This is a genomic window from Zoogloea ramigera, assembly GCF_006539865.1.
Classification (GTDB): domain Bacteria; phylum Pseudomonadota; class Gammaproteobacteria; order Burkholderiales; family Rhodocyclaceae; genus Zoogloea; species Zoogloea ramigera.
In genome coordinates this window covers 1-21,048 of sequence record NZ_BJNV01000072.1, presented here as the reverse complement: position 1 = coordinate 21,048, position 21,048 = coordinate 1, and the positions used below count along the sequence as shown (strand labels likewise).

Annotated in this window: 13 protein-coding genes; 4 read left to right on the top strand and 9 right to left on the bottom strand. The window is 58.9% G+C overall.

Going from position 1 to position 21,048, the window contains the following annotated elements; genetic code table 11:
- Nucleotides 1-374: 374 nt before the first annotated feature.
- Nucleotides 375-3,557, top strand: coding sequence for a site-specific integrase (locus ZRA01_RS20600; RefSeq protein WP_218028741.1), 3,183 nt, complete (start codon nt 375-377; stop codon nt 3,555-3,557).
- Here ZRA01_RS20600 and ZRA01_RS16925 read toward each other — a convergent pair.
- From ZRA01_RS16925 to ZRA01_RS16900, 7 genes are all read right to left on the bottom strand, one after another.
- Complete coding sequence (locus tag ZRA01_RS16925; protein ID WP_141354388.1) at nt 3,511-4,305, bottom strand: hypothetical protein; 795 nt, start codon at nt 4,303-4,305, stop codon at nt 3,511-3,513. The genes ZRA01_RS20600 and ZRA01_RS16925 overlap by 47 nt on opposite strands.
- An 863-nt stretch (nt 4,306-5,168) precedes the next feature.
- A complete protein-coding gene (locus ZRA01_RS16920; RefSeq protein WP_141354386.1) occupies nt 5,169-6,317 on the bottom strand; it encodes an ISAs1 family transposase in 1,149 nt (382 codons plus the stop codon).
- A 235-nt stretch (nt 6,318-6,552) separates the two neighbouring features.
- On the bottom strand, nt 6,553-9,717 hold the full coding sequence (locus tag ZRA01_RS16915) for a CusA/CzcA family heavy metal efflux RND transporter (protein ID WP_141354384.1): 3,165 nt from the start codon (nt 9,715-9,717) through the stop codon (nt 6,553-6,555).
- A 17-nt stretch (nt 9,718-9,734) separates the two neighbouring features.
- Nucleotides 9,735-11,318: an efflux RND transporter periplasmic adaptor subunit gene (locus ZRA01_RS16910; RefSeq protein WP_141354382.1), complete on the bottom strand. Its 1,584-nt coding sequence runs from the start codon at nt 11,316-11,318 to the stop codon at nt 9,735-9,737.
- Between the two features lie 18 nt (nt 11,319-11,336).
- Nucleotides 11,337-12,629, bottom strand: a complete 1,293-nt coding sequence (locus ZRA01_RS16905) for a TolC family protein (RefSeq protein ID WP_141354379.1) — start codon at nt 12,627-12,629, stop codon at nt 11,337-11,339.
- 134 nt (nt 12,630-12,763) lie between these two features.
- A complete protein-coding gene (locus ZRA01_RS21405; RefSeq protein WP_371859315.1) occupies nt 12,764-13,120 on the bottom strand; it encodes a DUF2946 family protein in 357 nt (118 codons plus the stop codon).
- 30 nt (nt 13,121-13,150) lie between these two features.
- Nucleotides 13,151-15,280, bottom strand: a complete 2,130-nt coding sequence (locus ZRA01_RS16900) for a heavy metal translocating P-type ATPase (RefSeq protein WP_246093720.1) — start codon at nt 15,278-15,280, stop codon at nt 13,151-13,153.
- A 243-nt stretch (nt 15,281-15,523) separates the two neighbouring features.
- Between ZRA01_RS16900 and cadR the strand changes: the two genes are divergently transcribed.
- The 3 genes from cadR (at nt 15,524) to ZRA01_RS16885 (ending at nt 18,855) form a co-directional block, all read left to right on the top strand.
- Nucleotides 15,524-16,021 carry a Cd(II)/Pb(II)-responsive transcriptional regulator gene (gene cadR, locus ZRA01_RS16895; protein WP_141354390.1) on the top strand — a complete coding sequence of 166 codons (498 nt, stop codon included), beginning with the start codon at nt 15,524-15,526 and terminating at the stop codon, nt 16,019-16,021.
- Nucleotides 16,022-16,179: 158 nt separating this feature from the next.
- Nucleotides 16,180-18,108, top strand: coding sequence for an FTR1 family protein (locus ZRA01_RS16890; RefSeq protein ID WP_141354375.1), 1,929 nt, complete (start codon nt 16,180-16,182; stop codon nt 18,106-18,108).
- 42 nt (nt 18,109-18,150) lie between these two features.
- Nucleotides 18,151-18,855, top strand: a complete 705-nt coding sequence (locus ZRA01_RS16885) for a hypothetical protein (RefSeq protein ID WP_141354373.1) — start codon at nt 18,151-18,153, stop codon at nt 18,853-18,855.
- 22 nt (nt 18,856-18,877) lie between these two features.
- Here ZRA01_RS16885 and ZRA01_RS16880 read toward each other — a convergent pair whose 3' ends face one another.
- Together ZRA01_RS16880 and ZRA01_RS16875 are read right to left on the bottom strand one after the other, a co-directional pair.
- Nucleotides 18,878-19,969 carry an ISAs1 family transposase gene (locus ZRA01_RS16880; protein ID WP_141354371.1) on the bottom strand — a complete coding sequence of 364 codons (1,092 nt, stop codon included), beginning with the start codon at nt 19,967-19,969 and terminating at the stop codon, nt 18,878-18,880.
- Nucleotides 19,970-20,050: 81 nt separating this feature from the next.
- Nucleotides 20,051-21,048, bottom strand: a 998-nt coding sequence (locus ZRA01_RS16875; RefSeq protein ID WP_141354369.1) for an IS4 family transposase, incomplete at its 5' end; no start/stop codon positions are given.

Below are 21,048 nucleotides of genomic sequence, written 5' to 3'. Positions count from 1 at the left end.
GCGTACGCGCTGCCTTTGAGTCGCGGCGTGATTTCGACTTCAAACACCACTTTGTTTTCGTTTCAGATAAGCAGAGTGGTAAGGCCCGCGAGGGGCGACTGGTGCCGGTACCGATGGCTCTGTGTGACTACATAGCCACGGTTTATCTGCCCTACATCCAAGAACTAGGGAGATGGATATCGGCGGCTGGGGACTATGCGTTCGGCGAGCGAGTTAGGGCGCTTGCTGATCGGGATGCTAATGCCTCAATCCCGCTGTTTTTCTCCCTACGTCGGGATGGAGATTTTTTGGTCTGGTCACCCATCAGTGAGCATTACATCGCCCAACAAGGTTTGTTTCAGTGGCCACTGCCTTTGAGACATTTCCGGCATCGAATGGCGACCCAGCTGCGTCGCCGTGGGGCTGACTCTGAAGTCATTGACGGACTCCTCGGGCACTCCGAACGCGGGAGTGCCTCTTACAGCGATCGGTCACCACGAGTGTGGCTGGAGGATATGACAAATATTCGGGGAATCCTCGATCAGATATTTGCCGATCTCGGTTTTTCCCCGGTCGCGCCAGTGCCGTCATCTGATTTGTCAGCATTGAACGGCCTACGTCCAGCCGACACGAGCACTGATCGGCAGAAGCTCTTTGGTCGTGCGGAGCGACAGGTCAACCGACTCGAGCGCATGCGTGTCGCTGTGGAAAGCGCCCGGGGGATAATCAAGCAAACCTGCGGTGCGCGGGATCTGGGGGCATTGAATGCCGACGAACTCGATAGCCTAGCTCAGACCCTTTTGTTTACTGGTAAAGGATTACCTCATCCGCTCGGACCACTTCGCTATAGCGTCCTGATGCGCCAACTCGACCGAGCCCAACTCAGAAATTCACGTACGGTTCGGCTAAAACGAATATATCTAACGCTTGAGAGCGAGAAGTCACAATTTACTCAAGATGCAGCGGGCGCCCTTGAAACCTTCGAGCATCTTTGTGGTGTCCTGAACGCTGTTGTCGAGCCAAATGATCCCCGACGAGCCATCAGACGGTCGCTCACGCTTGGTGTAATTCGTCTCGTCGTTAAGAGCCGATTCTGTGACCCTCTGACGCTTAAGGGGCTTCTGACGGGGAGAAACTACCGGTTCATCGGTTTCGGAAAGCGTCATTACCTAGAAATCGGAGCTGAAACGGGAAGTGACATTCGGGAGGAGGGGGCTGATGCGCTGTGCAGGCGCATTGAAATCGATTGCGCCACCGCACGTCTTATGGGTGCAACTGTTAGCTCCGACCAAGCGATCAATGCAGGCAACCGACTTGTCGATCCTGCGCTGCAGCCGATTGCCGCTGAGCTGTGCCGACATTTCAGTATCGGAAAACCCCTCGCAACGGTTGCCCAATTGATCGAAAGGTTGGCAATCTTGGTCGACCAGGTCAATGTGATCACTCTGCCAGGAATCGTTGCAGGATACCTCTCGGGTCGGGTCGAATCATATTCGATGACTTGGTATGACTTCACGAGACTGCACGAGGGATTCTCGCGAGATTTCAGTGCATATGCGGCTCAGGCGGAGAGTTGCGCTGCCGAGGTCGCCGAATTTGGTGGCGAGCCGCTCCTGCCCGCAAAGGAGCGTGCCTCTGCTGACGTTAGCCAGGCTGCAGGCCGAAAACTGCTTACCGCAGTACGTGAGGTCTACGGCTCACTTCCCCCTTCGGGACGCTCAGTCGGCCGTGTGAAGCGATCGACACTCGCAAACCGGATCCGTGAGCTTGTGCGCGGAGCGGAGGCGACTGCACCCCATGCTGCCCGTGCTCTGGCTCTGTGGGGTGGGGAGTTGCTGACCCGGCGCAAACGAGGTGGGGATCAACTCGCGCTCTCGGCCGTCGATCGATATCTCAGCGCACTCTCTCGTCCGTTTTCCGAACTCGTCGGTGATGCGCGGCTTGACCAACTCGATGAGGACGAACTGACCGATTTGTATTCGGAAGTCATTTCGTCAATACCGCTGAAGTCTCAGCACTACAGTCGATGTCGCCTGCAGGAGTTTCATGCTTGGTTAGCACGGCAAGTACCAATGGAAGACCCCGACTGGACTGAAATCCCCGGCGCCCAGAGAATTGTTAATGCGAGCCCAGGCTTCTTTACCGAAGCTGAATATTTGCAGGCATTTGAACACCTGTACGAGGTTCAGCACAAAGACTGTGGAGCCCAGGGGGCTCTCCTTTTGCTACTCACTTATCGGTTTGGTCTTCGAGGCGGGGAAGCATTCGGCCTTTTGCGAAGCGAGTGGTTTTGGGAGGGGGAATTGCCGTACCTGAGAATTCGACACAACCGGCTAAAGAATCTTAAAACCGAGCGAACTTCGTCTCGCCTAGTTCCCCTTGTCGCCTCGCTTACAGTGCGTGAAAATAAACTAATTGAGCAAAGTATCGCGCAATTGGAGGCGCATGTCGGGGGTGATGTTGATGCAGCGATCTTTGGTGATGTCGTAAGCGACCGTTCTGCCAAAGCTGGTGTGCGTAGTCAGGTCATTGCGACGCTGCGCAGAGTCACCGGAAATCCATATATCACGCTGCACCATGCGCGACATTCCATCGCGAATCTCATCGCTTCACGACTATTTTGCATTGCAGCGGTGAACAGGATTCCCGCTAATGGTGAAAACTTTGCAGCAGCAGAGACGCTACTTGGCGGTGCCCGTGTCACGCGCAGAATGCTCCCTGCCCTCGAGCGCTATCTTGGTCACGGGCAGAGTGGGACGACGCAGATGTATTACCTGCATCTGCTGGATCTGTGGAGTAGTCAGCTAGTCGGTTTTTCGCCTGGAGAGTCTCATAAAATACCTGGGGTTAATTATATTGATAATTATCCACCCTATTGCCCCGTTAGTTTTTACGAAAAGACAGCAACTGCGAACCCGAGTCCGGCGTTGGCACTAATGTATCTGCGACTTCGAGCGCGCGGATATCTGTGTGTGACGGCGGCGGAGCGGCTAAGGCTTGACAGTGCAATCGCTGCTGCAATTGATGAAGCGCTCAACAGAGTCGCGAATCGTTTTCGATTCTCAAGGTCATTGCGTGCTCAACTGCCGGAAGGCCTTTCAGATATGCCGGCTCTCGCAACGCTACTCACCCGAATTCCAGAATCCGGCTGGAATGATCTGATTGCCTACGCGGAGATGCGGTTTGCTGAATCGCCGTCATTGCCGGGCGGCGAACCGATTGAATACTTGATTACTACGTCACGCCAAGTTGTGATGTGGGAAGCCAAGCATTTCGCCACTCTACGAAACCATCTGGCCTGGTGGGGTATCAATAATGATCAGTTGCGCGTACTGCCGACAAAAAAATGTTCCTCCCATATTTTTTCTATTGCTTCGGAGTATGGTTTTGAATTCGAATCTATGGGGCAGTCGTCGACTCCTCAAATCGATCTTGTTCGCGCGGGCGTATATAAGGTTGAGCAGCGGGTTGCGCTAATATTGAAAGAGACCGAGCATGCGATCAGACACTCAGCTGAATTTTGTATATGTCTCATCGTAGGATCTGTTCTTTCGCTTCGCGCGGCAGGCTGCGGATAGTGATTGTGCGCTTGCCGACGTCGTCGATGACATCGAGCACCTCGAAAGTAGATACTTCTCGCGAACGCATCGATTTCCAAAATTCGTCCAGTTCGCTGTGATGGCTGTAGTGGCCGTTAATTGCAACGCCGTCCAAGTCCAGAATTCGCACTGCGAAGTCGCTAAATCCTAAATTGTCGATAATTCCCTGCACTTCCCGTCTTACTGTCTGGCCGACAAGCTTGGATGGGCGGGCACTCAACTTACCTTCTATTATAACAATGGACTCATTGTCATGATCTTCGATCATTACGGGGTGTTTGAGTCGGACTGGGAGGGAAAGTAACGTCTTCTGCACGGATTGGGTTAGTTTGTTTTCCTCTTCCGTGGTCAGTTGGACCTGTTGCCGGCTGTCGTCGAGAAGGTCCTTGCCTGTCGCGTGAGATGTTTTAGAAATGAGACCCTGCGCGTACTTAAAGCAGACAGCGTTGATTTTTTCTCGAAGGTGATCCGGTATGTCACGCGTCGTTGAGATCTTTACGGCCGGATAGAGCAAAGTGCCTAATGAGTCTCGGCAAAGAGATGTCTTTAAATAGCACTCGTCAGCCGCCATTAGCCCCATGGAAGTCAGGGTGTCGACAAGGCCGTTGCCAAGCATTTTTATATCGCGCCAATCCATTCCATCGAAGTCGCCGTCTAGGTCTCCGTTTTCTCCGGTTGAAATGGAAATGGGATGTTTTTCCGTGAGTGTATATATACGATAGTGCATAATTTTTGCCTTGTTTTAGACCAAAATCCAGCTGCTCGTACGCGCGCCTGAAAGTCATTTTTCAGCATGCCGTTAGTGGCTTAGTGCATTGATGCGGCTTCGACCCTGATCTGCTTTGAAAAATACGAAAACGTATCTTTAGAGGGTGAGGCCGGCGTACGCTGGGCGGGATTAAAGCGATGACTCGGTGTGCTCCAGTTGTTATAAGTGCTGGAGGTGATTTTCCCGTATTTTTTTGCATTATTTGTTTTTAGCTGGCACTATTTCAGATGCTCCGAAAACAAAAAGTTTAGCCTATCTAGATATGACAATTGTTTAATTTATCGAAAATTGCCTGCCTCAGGTGTCGCGCAGCTACGCCTTAGGAATTGAATTTAAGGCGCCGCTTTTTTGCTATAGTTTTGATAAAACAATGGTTTGCTAACCTTGGAAAACTGTAAGGCAGCCAAAGCGCAATGCTTTTTAGTGGCTTTGGCAGCCCTGCGTATCAACTAACCCTAAGCAGGTCCGTTCCTGGAGAGAGCCGGAGAGTCTGATTTATCGCGGGGCACGCGCAAGCAACTAAGCACTTACGGTATGGCGCCCCCAAGCCCTTGGAAGTCCAGGTGGCCTATCTCATCCCCGATGACGCCTCTCCGGACTGTTAACGAGTAGCCCCGTGTTCGAACTCAGACGAGCAAGTAGAAAAGCCTATCCGTGAAGGTTCGCTTTTTGCTGTATGCGGGCGCGGCTTGACTCTTCCTGCCATTGAACTGCGTCTGTTCATCAGGATCTTTTTGGAGGCGCCAGAAATCCGGGTCGATAAACACGACAGAATCTGACGTACCGTCTTGCGCAGGGCTTCCGCAGCTACGCATTCATCATCAATCGTCGTCGTCATCGTCGTCAGGCACCTCGAAGCCCAGCAGTGCAGCCCGAAACTCATCGGATGTCGCCGCCAGCAATCGCTTGGTCTTGATGCTCGTCTTGATGGACTTGTCGAGCCGAATGAGATTGAGCGCCATGTGGCGCACCAGCGCGAGGTTGTGGGCGACGTGGCCGGAGCGGGCGCGGGCGTAATCATCACCGAACTGAACATCGAGACACCAGTGCAGACGATTCTCGACCTCCCAGTGACTTCTGACTGCCTGCGCGATCCGCTCGGCGTCGGCGGGCAAGCTGCTGATGTAGCACACGCGCTCGGTGCTGGTGCGATCGCCCACCGTTCGGATGCGTTCGACCACGGCGAAGCTGGCTACGTCCTTCCAGGCGGCGGCGTTGTGAAGCCGATCGACGGCATCGTAGGCGCGGCAGCGACGCACTTCGATCCTGCCGTGCCCGGTGCTCGTGCTCTCGTGGGTCGAAGTCGGACTCAGCGGGCCGCGTGGGTCGAGGTTGGCGAAGATGATCGAGTCGTGCAGGTTGCGGTGGTTGTCTTTCACACACAGCACGTAGTGCGCACCTCGTTCGCGAATAGTGCGCGCGATCTTGGTCTGCGTGCCCATCGCGTCGATGGTGACGATGCAGCCCTCGATGTCGAGTACCTTGAGCAGTTCGGGGATTGCCGTGATCTCGTTAGACTTCTCCGCTGTCGCCGTCTGGCCCAGCACCACGCCCACGTTGGCCGCAAACGCGCTGACCATGTGCAGCGGCGCAGCGGCCGCCTTGCTCGTGGTGCGCCGGCTCGCCTTGCCATCGATAGCGATCACCTGGTCCTTGGCCAGCGCCGGGATGAGAGCACCTACCCAAGTGCGAAACGCCTGCTCGAACTGTTTCGGATCGAGCAGCGCGAGCACCCGCTCGAAGGTGTCGGGCGAGGCCACGCCGTAGTCGAGCCGCAGGAAACCCCGCAGCCACGGCAGCTTGGCGCGCCCCCACTGCGAGATCTCCTCGAAGTCGTCCGCACCGCTGAGCACCGCACACACCGCCACGGTGAGCAATTCGCTCAACCTGTGCCGCGTCTGTTGCGCGTTGCGCCAGTCCTCCAGGCCCTCGAAAACCTCCACCATATCGGCCAGCTTCCCTATGTCCATCGGTCGCCCAAAAAGACAGGAAGCTACACAAAACAAGGGCTTGTGAACAGGGGTGTCGCAAGCGCTTGGTCGTGAACGTCATTTCGCAGTGGTTAACAACGACAAACGGGTAGCTGCGGCAGCCCTGGGGTGGTCAAAGCCGCGAAGGGTGAATGACCTGATTCGCTACAAGCCTGCAGGCCGCAGTTGTATTTGGCGGCCGGCAAGCTTGAGCGGACGAGCGCTCAGGAAAATATCAGTTTGCCCCAGGCGAATCATCCGTTCCGATGTCCTCATCCGAGCCGTGTGCCAGGCGATACAGCAGCGGCAGCACAAGCAAGGTGAGAATGGTCGATGAGAGGATGCCACCGATCACGACGGTGGCCAGGGGGCGCTGAACCTCCGCACCTGTGCCTGTCGCGATCGCCATCGGCACAAAACCCAACGATGCCACCAGTGCCGTCATCAGAACGGGGCGCAGGCGGGTCAAGGCTCCCTCGTGGATCGCAGGATCGAGCGCCTGGCCTTGCTCGCGCAGACCGCGGATATAAGCAATCATCACCAGGCCATTCAATACCGCAACGCCGCATAAGGCAATGAAGCCCACTGCAGCCGAGATCGACAGCGGAATGTCGCGCAGCCACAGGGCGATGATGCCTCCAGTCAGCGCGAACGGGATGCCCGAAAACACCAGTAACCCGTCCTTGATGTTGCCGAACATCGCAAAGAGCAACACAAAAACGAGGAGCAGCGCGACGGGCACGACGATTTGCAGGCGTGCCGTGGCTGATTGCAGGTTCTCAAACGTTCCTCCCCAAGTTGTCCAGTATCCTGTGGGCACCTTGATTTGTGAGAGACCCTGCTCGGCCTCGGCGACGAAGGAACCGATGTCCCGACCCCGAACATTGGCACTCACCACGATCCGGCGTTTGCCGTTCTCCCGGCTGACCTGGTTGGGTCCGGGGGCCAGATCCAGGGTGGCGATTTCAGCCAGAGGAATGAAGTTCGCCCGGGTATCCCCTACGGCCCCACCACGTGGCAGCGGAATCGGCAGTCGCCTGATCGCCTCCAGATCACTTCTCAGCGTGTCGGGAAGACGAACCTGAATGTCAAAGCGACGATCGCCCTCGAAGACGGTTCCGGCCTCTCGCCCCCCGATGGCGGTCGCCACGGCATCCTGTACATCCCCGACGTTCAGGCCGTAGCGGGAACTCTTGTCCCGGTCGATCTGAACGGTCAACACTGGCAAGCCCGTGGTTTGCTCTACCTTCACTTCGGACGCGCCAGTGATTTTTTCAAGCATGGCGGCGATCTCCGTGGCCGTTCCGTTCAGGACGTCCATGTCGTCACCAAAGACCTTGATGGCCACGTCACTACGGACCCCGGAGATCAGCTCGTTGAAACGAAGCTGGATGGGCTGCGAGAACTCATAGTTATTGCCAGGCAAGGTGGCCACTTCGGCCTGAATGGCTTCAAGCAAGGCGTCACGTGTTCGCCTGGGCTCGGGCCAATCCTTCTCGGGCTTGAGCATGATGTAGCCATCGGAGATGTTGGGCGGCATCGGATCCGACGCAATTTCTGCCGTGCCGGTCCGCGCAAAGACACGTTCGACCTCCGGGAATTTCTCCTTCAGTCGGCTCTCCAGCTGCCGCTGCATGGCTACCGACTGCGTCAGGCTAGTACCCGGGATGCGCAGGGCCTGGATGGCGAAATCCCCTTCATTGAGGTTCGGGATGAACTCGCTCCCCATCCGTGTGGCGATCAGACCACTGAGGATCACGGTCACGAGGGCGAAGGTGAGCACGACGGGCTTGGCGTTCATGGCCCACCGGAGTGCAGGTGCGTAGGCCTCCTTGGCCAACTGCATCAAGCGGTTCTCCTTTTCAGAGACGTTGTCACCGATGAAGAGAGCAACCGCGGCGGGGATGAAGGTCACCGACAGGATCATCGCGCCCAGGAGTGCAATGACGACGGTAAAGGCCATCGGATGGAACATCTTGCCCTCGACGCCGGTCAGGGCAAAGATCGGCAGGTAGACCACCATGATGATCAGTTGCCCAAAAAGCAATGCTCGACGCGACTCGCGCGAGGCTTTGAAAACCTCGTGGAAGCGCTCCGTCCGGTTCAGGGGACGGCCCAGGGATGCCCGCGCATGGGATAGCCGGCGGACACAGTTCTCGACGATCACCACGGCGCCGTCGATGATGATGCCGAAATCGAGTGCCCCGAGACTCATCAGGTTCGCGCTCACCTTGTTGGCCACCATGCCCGAGAAGGTAAACAGCATCGCCAACGGGATGATGCAGGCGGTGATCAGCGCTGCCCGGATGTTGCCCAGGAACAGGAACAGAATGGCGATAACGAGAATGGCACCTTCGAGGAGGTTCTTTTTCACCGTGGCAATCGCCTTGTCCACCAGCGTGGTGCGGTCATAGACGGTGACTGCCTCCACCCCGGCAGGCAGGTTGCGGTTGATCTCCTCCATTTTCTTGGCCACGGCCTGGGAAACTGTGCGGCTATTCTGGCCGATCAGCATGAAGACGGTGCCGAGTACCACCTCACGACCATTATCGGTGGCAGCCCCAGTGCGAAGCTCCCGGCCAATGCCTACCTCGGCCACGTCACGGATGCGGATGGGGAGACCTTGGGCAGTGCCAATGATGACGTTGCGAATGTCCTCTTCGGTCTTCACCTGTCCGGGGGCACGAACCAGGTATTGCTCCCCTCGCTTTTCGATGTAGCCGGCCCCGACGTTGCCGTTGTTGCGCTCCAGCGCCGTGACGATCTCCTGGAGTGTCATGCCATAGGCCGCCAGGCGTTCCGGCAAGGGAGCGACCTGATACTCCTTGGCATAGCCGCCAATGGAATTGATTTCCGTCACGCCCGGCACATTGCGCAGTTGTGGCTTGATGATCCAATCCTGTATCTCCCGTAGGTCGATGGGGGTGTAGGGGCTGCCATCCGGTTTCCTGGCGTCTTCCTTTGCTTCCACCGTCCATAGGTAGATCTCGCCGAGCCCGGTTGATATCGGCCCCAGGGCTGGCGATATGCCGGCGGGCAGCTTGTCCCGCGCGCCCTGGATCCGTTCGTTCACCAGTTGCCGTGCGAAGTAGATGTCGGTCCCATCCTTGAAGATCACCGTCACCTGGGACAGACCGTAGCGAGACAAGGAGCGTGTCTGGACCAGGTTGGGCAGACCAGCCATCACCGTTTCAAGGGGGTAGGTCACCCGCTGCTCCGTTTCAAGCGGGGAGTAACCCGGGGCCAGGGTATTGATCTGGACCTGGACATTGGTGATGTCAGGCACGGCGTCGATGGGAAGCTTCTGGTAACTAAAGACCCCCAGCGCAGCCATCCCGAAAACCGCCAGAAGGATGAGCCAGCGCTGTTCAATGGAAAAGCGAATGATGCGTTCAAACATGATCGTTCACCTTTTCCTTAATGCTCGTGTTCAGCCGAGCCTTTGCCGATTTCCGCCTTGAGCACGAAGCTGCCGGCAGTGGCATAGGGGGTGCCTGTCTTGAGTCCGGACAGGATTTCGGTGCGTGCTCCATCGCTACGCCCGATCTGGACGGGCTGAGTCACAAAACCATCGCTGACCCGGACGAACACGACGCTCTTTCCGTCCATGCTTTGAATGGCTTCCGAAAGCACGGCGACCGGCACTTCGGTTTCGTTCGAGATCACTTCCACGTTGACGAAGAGGCCGGGACGCCAGCTTCCGTGGGGATTCGAGAGGAGCACCCGAGCCCGTGCCGTACGGGTCTGCTCGCCAATGAGCGCGCCCACATAGGCCACGGTGCCGGTCGCCGTGGAGTCGAAGGACGAGGCCCTGATGGTGACCTTCTCGCCAACCCGGACCCGGGCCAGATCCTTGGCCGGAACACTGATTTCCGCCCATACGGTCGACAGGTCGGAGATCGTGAACACCTGGCCGTCTTCCTTGACCGCTTCGCCCAGGGCAATGTGCTTTTCGACGATCATTCCATCGAAGGGGGCACGGAGCACGTAACGGTTGAGGCTGCCATCCGCATCCACACTGGCACCAATGGCGGTGAGCTTCTGCTGCACGTTGGCAACGGCAATTTCGGCCTCGCGCAGCACCTGTCGAGCCTGCAGGTAGTCCTGCTCGGCGGAGATCTTCTCCTCCCACAGTTTCTTCTCCCGCTCGTAGGTCGTCTTGGCAAAGCTCAGGCGCTTCCGGGCGGCCATCAACTCGCTGCGCTGTTCAGAGAGCGCCGGGCTTGCCAGTACGGCCAGCACTTGCCCCTTTTTGACGAGCTGTCCCAGATTGGCCGATACAGCCTCCACGACCCCGGCGACCCGGGGAACGACGTGCGCTGTCCTATCCTCATTGAAGCGAATCTCGCCGGGAAGCTGCAGCGACGAGCGAATCCGGGCCGGGCCCGACCTGCCGATCTCTATCCCGGCCGTTTTGATCTGCTCGTTGTTGAGCTCGACCTTGCCTTCCTCCCGGTTGAGCGTGAATCGACGGGTCTGGGATCCGGTCTCGATGACGACGGCGGCGTTGAATACTTGGGGCTCCGCAATCGTCCCTCGCGTTTTCAAGCTGTCTTTGTCGACTGCAAACTCCATCTGCTCCACTTCACCCGTCGGTCGGGTGAGCGTGAGGTGAGCTTTGATGGCTCCAAGGGCAATGGGCTTCCCATTATCGAGAAGCCAGAGGCGCATGACAGGTTCGCCAGCGCTTTCATCCAGCTGAATCTCGACACTGGTGGTGCCGTCCGTAAGGAGCGTTCCACCGTGCGCTCCCGGGCTGGTGGCTTGGGCATGGTGCTCGGCATCGCCGTGCGAGGCATCGTCGGCATGTGCTTTGTCTGCCTTGGCACCGTGATGCTCTGCATCTCCATGCTCCTCTGTGTGGGCATGGCTCTCACTTTCTGAGGAGCCTTGCCCACTGTGCAGAATGAACACTCCTGCCACACCGCCAAAGGCGATGATCAGGGCTACGGCGATCAGGTGCTTTCGGCTGATCCGGGTCGTCATGTTTTTCAGACTCATCTTGGAATCCTCCTTGCGTTATTCAGAGATACGATCAGCCAGAAGGCGATCGATTTCGGCCGCGGCCCGATGGGTGTCGGTCAGGGCGCGCAGGTATTGGTTACGTGCCTGGAACAGCGTCCGCTGGGCATCGAGGACATCGAGGAAACTGAATTTGCCCAGATCAAAGCCCTTCGTTGCGTTCTCGTAGGCCAGTTGCGCTCCGGGCAGCACGTCGCGCCGCAGCGATTCGAGTTCAAGTCGGCTGTTGCTCAGCCGCTCACGGGCCTGCAGGACATCACCAGTAAGCCGGACCCACAGGGCGGTATGTTCATCCCGCGCCTTGTCTTCTCGCTTGAGGGCTTCGAGGAGGTTGCCGCGGTTGCTGTCGAGGACGGGAATCGGGATCGACACGCCTACGAGGAGTTGGTCTCGGCCAAGTTCCTCGGCACGTTTCAACCCGACGCTGATCGTTGGGTCAGGAATGCGCCGGGCACGCTCCAGCGCAGTGACAGAGGTGCGCCGCGTGATCTCGACCGAGGCCCGCTTTAGGACCGGTGATGCCTCGATACGCTGCTCGACCATGTCGGAGGACGGTACTGGAGGCAACGTGTCGACGTCTCCGTCTGCACGTTCGAATCGCGGGATCGGATTGCCCCAGAGCCCTGTCAGTCGCTGACGGGCAACCCGCAACTCACCTTGAGCCTGGGCCAGCTCGACCCGAACCCCAGCTTCCGCGACACGCGCCTTGGTCTCCTCGACGGGAGAGGTTTTTCCGGCGATGACACGCTTGGAGACGGCTACCGTGGCTCGCTCAGCGAGAATGACGGTCTCTTTTGCGAGCCGGGTCCGCTCTTGTGCCGAAAGTACGTCAAAGAAGGCGCTGACGACCGAGGCCCGGATCTCAGCACGGCGAGTGGCCAACTCGATGTCGGCAATGTCCCGGCCGCGCTCGGCGATCGCAATCCGGGCGCTTCGCTTGCCTGCGAGCTCGATGGGCTGGTTTATCTGTACGGTCGTGGTGCGCGTCGTAGTGCGGGTGTCTTCCACAAGAAACTCAATGGACGGATTGGGCCGCGCACGCCCCTGGATCACTGTACCTTCACTGGCCTCGCGTTCGCGAAGCGCTACGGTGATGTCAGGGTTGGCTCGAAGAGCCAGATCGAGCGCGGCAGCAAGCGTCAACGGACCAGCGGCTTCGCTGGGGAGCTGATTGAGTACGACGGTTTGCGTGGAAAGTGATGCCGGCGCCTGAGCATGAGCACCGAATGCGGTCGCAAATAGGACTGCGAGCAGCGGGAATGCGGTTCTGAATGGCACTGGGGTGCGCATTGAAATCTCCTTGTTGACCAGTCGTCGGCAGAAACCGACAGGACGACGTAACAAACGAGATCCGGCGCGGGCGCCGCCTGAAGGCGGGCTCTTAGGGAACTTAAGTGGAAACTAAAGCAGGCCGCTGCGCCGAATCAGAGCGCAGCGAACCAGTTTGGCCGTTCGGGGCCTGGGGGGATGTGGGTGCGAAAGAAGGCCGGCGTTGATTCCGGTGCTGAGGGCACCGGGCACCGAGTCAGGCAGAGAATGTCCTGACCGAGAATCTTGAGGGCGCTGTAGTGGCACAACCCACAGTCTCCGTCGACGGCGACACCTTCCCCAGAGTCAGATTGCTTGGAGGTTTCCGCCTTCGATGCTTGGTGCTCGTGACTGTGATGCCCGAAATGGCCGGCGTTTTTCCCGGTCTCATGCTGGCAATAGGCACCCACAGCTGCCCAGCTAAGCTGGAGCGGCATGAATACAGCCAGAAGGAGGGCAACCCAAAAACGCATGTTCAAAAGTATACCGGAAGATGTTTCAACTCAGACGTGAACCTTGGTGGACTGATCGTCAGGTTGCCCAAGGCGTAGCAGTCGCAGCCCGTTGCCGACCACCAATAAGCTGGCTCCCATGTCGGCAAACACCGCCATCCACATAGTGGCACTGCCTAGCAGGGCCAGGACCAGGAAGATCGCCTTGATTCCCAGCGCCAGAATGATGTTCTGCCAGAGCACCCGGTACGTCGTGCGCGAAAGCTGAATGGCTTCAGGGATACGGCGCAGATCATCGTTCATGATCACGATGTCGGCGGCTTCCATGGCGGTATCCGTTCCAGCAGCCCCCATTGCTATGCCGATATCGGCGCGCGCCAAGGCTGGCGCATCATTGATCCCGTCACCGGTCATCGCCGTGGGGCCAAATTCTTTCTGCAAGGCTTCGATGGCCTTGAGCTTGTCGTCAGGCAGTAGATTCCCGCGTGCATCGTCCACATTTGCCTGTTCGGCAACGGCTTGAGCCGTTGCCTGGTTGTCGCCAGACAGCATGACTGCCTTGACTCCCAAGGCATGCAATGTCGAGATGGCTTCCCGGGCATGAGGTTTGATCGTGTCGGCAACGGCGAAGATCGCCAGCACTCCGCTTTCGTTGGCCAGGAGTGTCATCGTGCGCCCTTGGGCCTCGTGTTCGACGAGGCGAGCTTCAATGGCAGGACCGCACAGTTTGCGTTCCTCGATCAAACGATGATTCCCAAGGATCAGGTCTTGGTTACCGATGCGCCCCTGGACACCACGCCCCGGCAGCGACATGAAGTCATCGACAACGGTGGCGGCGGGCGCCAGTGCCGTTGAAATGGCTTTCGATACCGGGTGGTTAGAGAGGGCAGCCAGGCTACCGGCCCAATCCAAAATCACTTTCTCGGATACTGTCTGGTCCAGAATTTCGGTTGCGACCAGCTTCGGTTTTCCTTCGGTTATCGTCCCCGTCTTGTCGAGGGCAATGACTTTCAGCTTACGGGCATCTTCCAGATAAACGCCGCCTTTGATCAAAATTCCCCGACGTGCTGCTCTGGCGAGCCCACTCACCACCGTAACGGGCGTTGCAATCACCAAGGCACAGGGACAGGCGATCACAAGAAGGACCAAGGCTTTGTAAAGCGCTTGAGACCAGCTCCATTCCAACAACCACGGGGTCAGGAGCGCCACGGCCAGTGCGATCACGAACACGGCGGGCGTGTAGAGGGCCGCGAAGCGATCGACAAAACGCTGCATGGGCGCCTTGCTGCCTTGAGCTGTTTCAACCGCGTGGATGATCCGGGCCAGTGTGGTCTCATTGGATCGGGCGGTAACCTTGAACTCCAGTAGCCCCGATTCGTTGATCGTCCCTGCAAAGACCGTGTCGCCGATGGCCTTGTCCACAGGCAGGCTTTCCCCGGTAACCGGTGCCTGATTGACCGCACTGCTGCCGGCAGTCACGACGCCATCCAACGGAATGCGTGCGCCAGGTTTGACCCTGACGACTGCAGCAAGCATCACGTCGCGGGAGGAAAGCTCTTCCCAGTTACCATTGGCTTGTTTCACTTCAGCGGTTTCGGGTGTGAGTGCGAGCAAACTCTTGATGGCGTTCCGCGCCCGATCGACCGACCTTGCTTCGATCAGCTCTGCAATGGCATATAAAGCCATCACCATGGCGGCTTCAGGCCACTGGCCGATGGCAAATGCACCTGTAACCGCTACCGACATCAACGCATTGATATTCAGACGTCCCTGAGACAGGGCAGCAAGCCCTTTGCTGTAGGTTGAAAACCCGGCCATCATGATCGCTGTTGCCGCCAAACCCATCCCGGCCATCTTGGCTAGAAGCACTTGGGGCATCAGGTAAGCCAAGAGCTCTGCACCCAACGCCAGAGCGAGCGCCATCGCAAGAACAGCGATGCCACGGGGAATGCCGTCGCGATCTTTGCCCACCGGCGTGCCCGGCTTGACGAGCTCTGTAGCAAAGCCCGCCTTGCGGATGGCGTCGATGATTGTCGGCAAAGCGTCTTCCGGCGCATCGATGCGCAGGGTACGGGCCGACAAGTCAAAACGGAGCCCACCGATAGCCTCGACATGCTCGACAGCCCGGCGGATCTCGCTCTCTTCAGCAGGACAATCCATTGCTGGAATGTGGAGTAGCAAGCCCTCTCGTACGGAGTCAGCTCGAAGGGTATCGTCCGTCGCGGATGCCCCCGGTGCGTGGCACGTGCTACCGCAACCGCAGGATGGGGGCTGCGTCTCGGATTGCAGACTGATGGGCAATGGTTTCATGGTGCTCTCCTCTTTCCATCATTAAAAACCCTGTAGCAACTCCAGAGTCAAGCGGGTAAGGTGATGACCTTCCTCGATTCACTTTTGAGCCCACGCCGGGCTTCAGGCCTTGCAATGAAAATCGGTCAGCTCGCCCAGCAGACAGGTACGCCGGTGGACACCATTCGTTACTACGAGCGCGAAGGGCTGCTCCCGCGTGCTGCAAGAACGGAAGGCAACTACCGGATCTACGATGCCATGCACCTCGAACGCCTCGCCTTCATTCGGCGATGTCGCTCCCTTGACATGACGCAGGACGAAATCCGAGTGCTCCTGCGTTTCAGGGACACCCCATCGGAAAGTTGCGAGGACGTCAACGCGTTGCTCGATGCCCACATCGGCCACGTTGCCGAGCGGATACGGGAGTTGCAGCAACTGGAAACGCAGCTTCAGGTGTTGCGCGCATGTTGTAAGGAAGGCCGGCAAGCAGTCGCATGTGGAATCTTGAACGAGCTGTCGCAGGGGGCGACCGAGGTCTCCACGCCCTCCGCATCGGAGAGCCACCTCTCGGCAACGCATGCCGGCGGGAGACAGCATGTGACCCCACGGAAACAAGCGACGCGCGATAGCTGAGGGGGGCAACACCGCTCCATCGCTTGCGGCACTTGAGGCGTGAGTCACCGTGAAAAGGCGCGAAACGCATTGGGATGGGATTGTGCGTGAGAAAAGGAATTGCACTCATTCTCATTTGAACGCAAAATCAAAAAAGACATCCTGCGGTAGGACCCCTCATGCAAGCCCTGCGTCTCCTTTCAATCGTTCTGTTTTCTTTGATTGCGACGGCCTCGATCGCACAGGTTGCGCCTCCAGCGACGCAAGACAAGACCAAGCAGATTTGGCAGTTGCTGGACTACCTTGCCGTCGACTATGGCCGCTCCGTCAAGGAGGGACAGATCGCCAACGAAGCTGAATATGCCGAGATGCAGGAGTTCGCACAGGCTGCAGAACGACAGTTGGCCGAATTGCCAGCGGTGCTGGCCGCTCCGACCCTGGCGAGCGATGCAGCGGCGCTACGTGCGCTCATCGCACAAAAGGCTTCGGCCGCATCTGTGGGGGAACAGGCACGCAAATTGGCAGGCGGACTCATCGCGGCTTATCCGGTTTCGATGGCCCCCGGCAAGTTGCCCGATCTACAACGGGGCGCCACGCTCTATCAAAGCCAGTGTGCCTCGTGCCACGGTGTTTCCGGGCATGCAGACGGCCCGCTCGCTGCCAAGTTGAACCCACCTCCCATCGCGCTGGCCGACCACGAACGCGCCCGGGAGCGCAGTGTGTTTGCGCTTCAGCAGATCATCACGCGGGGTGTGGCGGGAACGTCCATGCCGGGATTCGTACAGCTCTCGGACGAAGACCGCTGGGCACTGGCCTACTTCGCCTCGACGCTGTCGTACTCCGAGGCCGATCAGCAGGCAGGGGCCAAATTGTGGGCCGCGCAACCTGCCCTCCGTGAGGCCGTGCCGACCCTGGCGACGCTGAGCCAGCATTCCGAGGCCGCGCTCGCCAAGACCGTCGGCGCCGATGCCGCTCGCCAGCTCACCGCCTACCTACGGAGCACGCCCCAGTTACTCGCAACGTCAAACACGGGCAGCATACAGATCGCGAAAGACAAGCTGCGGGAGAGCGTTGTCGCGTTGGACAACGGAAACGAACGCTTGGCCTCGCAGCTGGCATTGTCGGCCTATCTGGATGGCTTCGAGCCCGTCGAGCCGGCGCTGGCCGCCAAGAATCAAGCGCTTTTCCACGACATCGAAAAGACGATGGGGCTCTACCGCAATGCACTGACTGCCGGGCAGGTCGAGCGTGCCCACGACATTGCCCAGCAACTGCAAACCCAGCTCGATGAAGCCCAGGATGCTCTGGGGGGCACCAAAGACGCCCTCTCGACCTTCCTCGGTGCGCTGACCATCCTGCTGCGGGAAGGCCTGGAAGCCTTGCTGGTGGTCGTCGCCATGATGGCATTCCTGAAAAAAGCGGATCGCACCGATGTGCTGCCCTACGTGCATGCGGGATGGATGACAGCGCTCACCGCCGGGGGGCTGACCTGGCTAGTGGCGACCTATGTCGTGGATGTGAGCGGCGCCAGCCGCGAGATGACGGAGGGGGTTTCCGCCGTGTTTGCCGCCGTTGTACTCCTGGCGGTGGGCATGTGGATGCACCAGAAGAGTCTTGCGGGTCGTTGGCAGACCTATGTGAAGGAAAAATTGTCGTCCGCGCTGAGCAAGAAGTCGGCATTGATGCTGTTCGTACTGTCGTTCGTCACCGTCTATCGCGAAGTCTTCGAGACGGTCCTCTTCTATGCTGCGCTCTGGACCCAGGACAATGGTGTCTATCTGCTTGCCGGCCTTGCCTCCGGCGTGGTCATCCTGGCGGCGGTCGCAGCGGTACTCCTGCGCTCCGCGGCACGTCTGCCGATCAGCCAGTTCTTTGCCTTCAGTTCGGCCCTGGTGGGGGCGCTCGCCGTTGTTCTGATGGGCAAAGGTGTGGCCGCACTGCAAAAGGTCGGCGTCCTGCAGATCACGCCCCTCTCGATACCGCGCATCGATGTTCTGGGCGTTTACCCGTCGATCCAGACCGTTACCGCACAGGTCCTGATCCTGCTCATTATTGTGGCAAGCGTCGCCTACAATTTGAGGTCGCAACGGGCCGCTACGCAATCGTGATAACGTCGTTGTCCCCCGGCCTTTGGCGAGGACAGGACGGCGATGCTGACTCACTGGGAACTGGAACATTACCGACAGCTGTACCGCAATCAGATTGACCGACTTGTCGAGACCTTGACGGTGCGCCTCCTGCCGACCTTTGACTCCGTGCACGCGGAAGTCGAGGCGCTTCAACAGGAAGCGTACCGAGCGAGCCGTGAGTGTGCCAACGATGGCAACGGGCTCGATCCGCAAACGGCCCATGAGGCTGCTTTCGAGGCGTCGTTAGCGCATTTCGACATCGTGCTCGATTTGCGCCAGGGACTTCAGAACATGTTCGCGGTCAGTCTCTACCACCTGTTTGAGCAGCAAGTCCGGGCCTTTCACGTTCGCGTCCTGAATCACAAACCGCTCAAGTTTGGATCTGATGTACTGAAGGCGTGGGACAAGACGCTTCCGGATCCTGTTCTGACCAAGGAGCAGCGGTCTGGCCTGGATGAGCTCCGTCTGCTGGCTAATACCGTCAAACACGGAGACGGCGCATCGGCTCAAGAGCTCTATACGGCGGCGCCTCACCTTTTTCTGGCTGATTACGAACAGGATGCACTCGACGACCCGACGGTCATTGTCCACAAGCCGGACATCGGGACGCCGCTCTTCGGACAAGACCTATTCGTGCGCCTTGACGACATTCATCGCTACCGACAACTCCTTAACGGCGTATGGTCTGCCTATCTGGAAGCCCTTCACGGTGCTGGCCGCAGCTGACCAGGGTCTCCGCACTCGCCCGTCATAACGGCTGAATCCCCAGCATTTTCATGCGGATATCGTCATCCCAGGCCGCTCGCTTGCGCTTGAGGCGAAGGCTCGTCTTGGCGGTGTCTGTTTTGTCTGCACGAATCAAATTGAGCACGATCTTCTTGAGCAAGGAGAGATTCTGCGGGGCGTTGTCCTTGCGGATCATGCAGTCATCTTCGCCAAAGCAGACATCGAGCATCCAGTGAAGTTTGTTCTCGATGGCCCAATGCGCGCGCACCGTTCGGGCCAATTGTTCGGCACTGAGCGGACGTGAGCTGATGTAATAGCGCTCTTCGAGTTCCGCGACTTTCTCGCCAACGATGCGCTGCGACACCACACAGCCGACGCTCTTGCAGCCCGGCCACAGCGCCGTGTCGATTTCCTTGCCGCTGGGGGTGCTCCAGCTCAGCTGTAGGACGGTGCGACCATGGTCGTGTCGCACATGCTCGAATCCTGCTGTGGTGCCTTGGGCATCACTGATCAGATCGCGCACCTGCTGGTAGAGCGTGGGCTGATTGCCCTTGACCGCGAGCAGGTAATCTCCGCCCTTGTGGACGATCTTTTCGGCAATCTCGCGCTGGCAGCCCATCGCATCGATACTCACCAGCAAACCCTTGATGTGCAGGGCTTCGAGCAGCTCCGGGATGGCGGTGATCTCGTTGCTCTTGCTGCTCACCTTCTCCTGGCCGAGCACCAGCCCGAGATCGGTGGCGAAGGCGCTGACCATATGGACGGGCGACGCGTTGCCATCGGCTGAGCGGCGCAAGGTCTTGCCATCGATCGCGATGCTTCCGTCCAAAGCGCCCACGATGCCGCCTGTCCAGCGCCGAAAGGCCGCCTCGAACTGCTTGGGGTCGAGCGCCCGGAAAACGCGCAGGAAGGTGTCCTGGGACGGAATGCCGTTCTTGAGTACCAGGAAGCGTCGGAGCCAGTCGAGCTTGAGTCGGCCCCATTCGGAAAAATCTTCGACACTGTCCGAGTCCGAGAGCGTCGCGCAGATCGCGATCACCAGGATCTCCTGAAAGTCATGCCGGGTCCCGTTGCTTGCTTGGCGTGGATCTTCAACCTCATTCAGACATTCCATCAGACTCGCTCCGATAGCGCACATATCGCCGATTCAAAAGACGAGAGTAGACGCCATATAAGCCATCCCATTACACACATCTCACCCCTCCCCGAACTGCCGCGCATAGCGGGCGCCTTCTACAAAGACGGCGATCTCCTGGAGACCCAGCCAGATGGTTTTGGCGCCCGGTTCGCCGTCGTGTCGGCGGGCGAGGAAGCCGCCGCGCTGGGCAATCAGGCGTAGCACGGTGTTCAGGGGTGGCACCGTTTTCGGGACCGGCTTCTTGTTGAGAATGAAGGCGGCGCGCCACTCGTCGGCCTCGAACACCAGATCCGCCGGTAAATCCGGCAGGGTGCGCCCCAGACGCATCAAGCGGTTGATCCGCCAGGCGATCACCATGTACAGCGCCAGCGCCGTTTGCAGCCGATCCGTATCGGCCAGTTGCAGGCGCTCGACCCGGCACCCCTCCTTGAGCACCAGAAAGAACAGCTCGATTTCCCAACGGGCCCGATACCAGTCGAGCAGCTCGACCGCCGCCGCCAGGGTGGGCACGGCCCGGTTGGTGAGGAGCCGCCAGCACACGGGCTTGACGCCTTCGGGGGCGTTGATTTCGGTGGCGATGAGACAGGTCACTTCGAGTTTGCCGCCTTGGCGATCGGCCAGTTCGACGCGTTCGACGCGCAGCGCCTGCTCGACCGGCCGCGCCTTGCGCCCGCGTCCGGCGGGCAACTCGAAGCGCACATTGCCCAGCGGCGTGCCGGCCATGACCCGCTCCCACAGCTTGCCCCCCTCGGGGAGCACCCGGTTGTGCTGGCAGCGCACCAGATAGTCGGCCGGGTAATCCAGGTCGCGCGCCTTGACCAGCAGTGACAGCATGTCCGACTCCCGGTCGCCGATGCAGACGTGTCGGGTCTCGGGCAGGGCGCGGGCCTGTTCGGCGATGCGCTCGTAGCTCTCGACCCAGCGCACGCTCTCGAGAATGCCGCCGCGCGGCGCATCGCCCTGCTTGAACTCCCGCGCCCAGGTCCAGGCGTTGGTGACGCCCAGCGGTTCGCGCTCGGGGGTGACGACGTAGGTGGGGTGCAGGTACAGGCCGC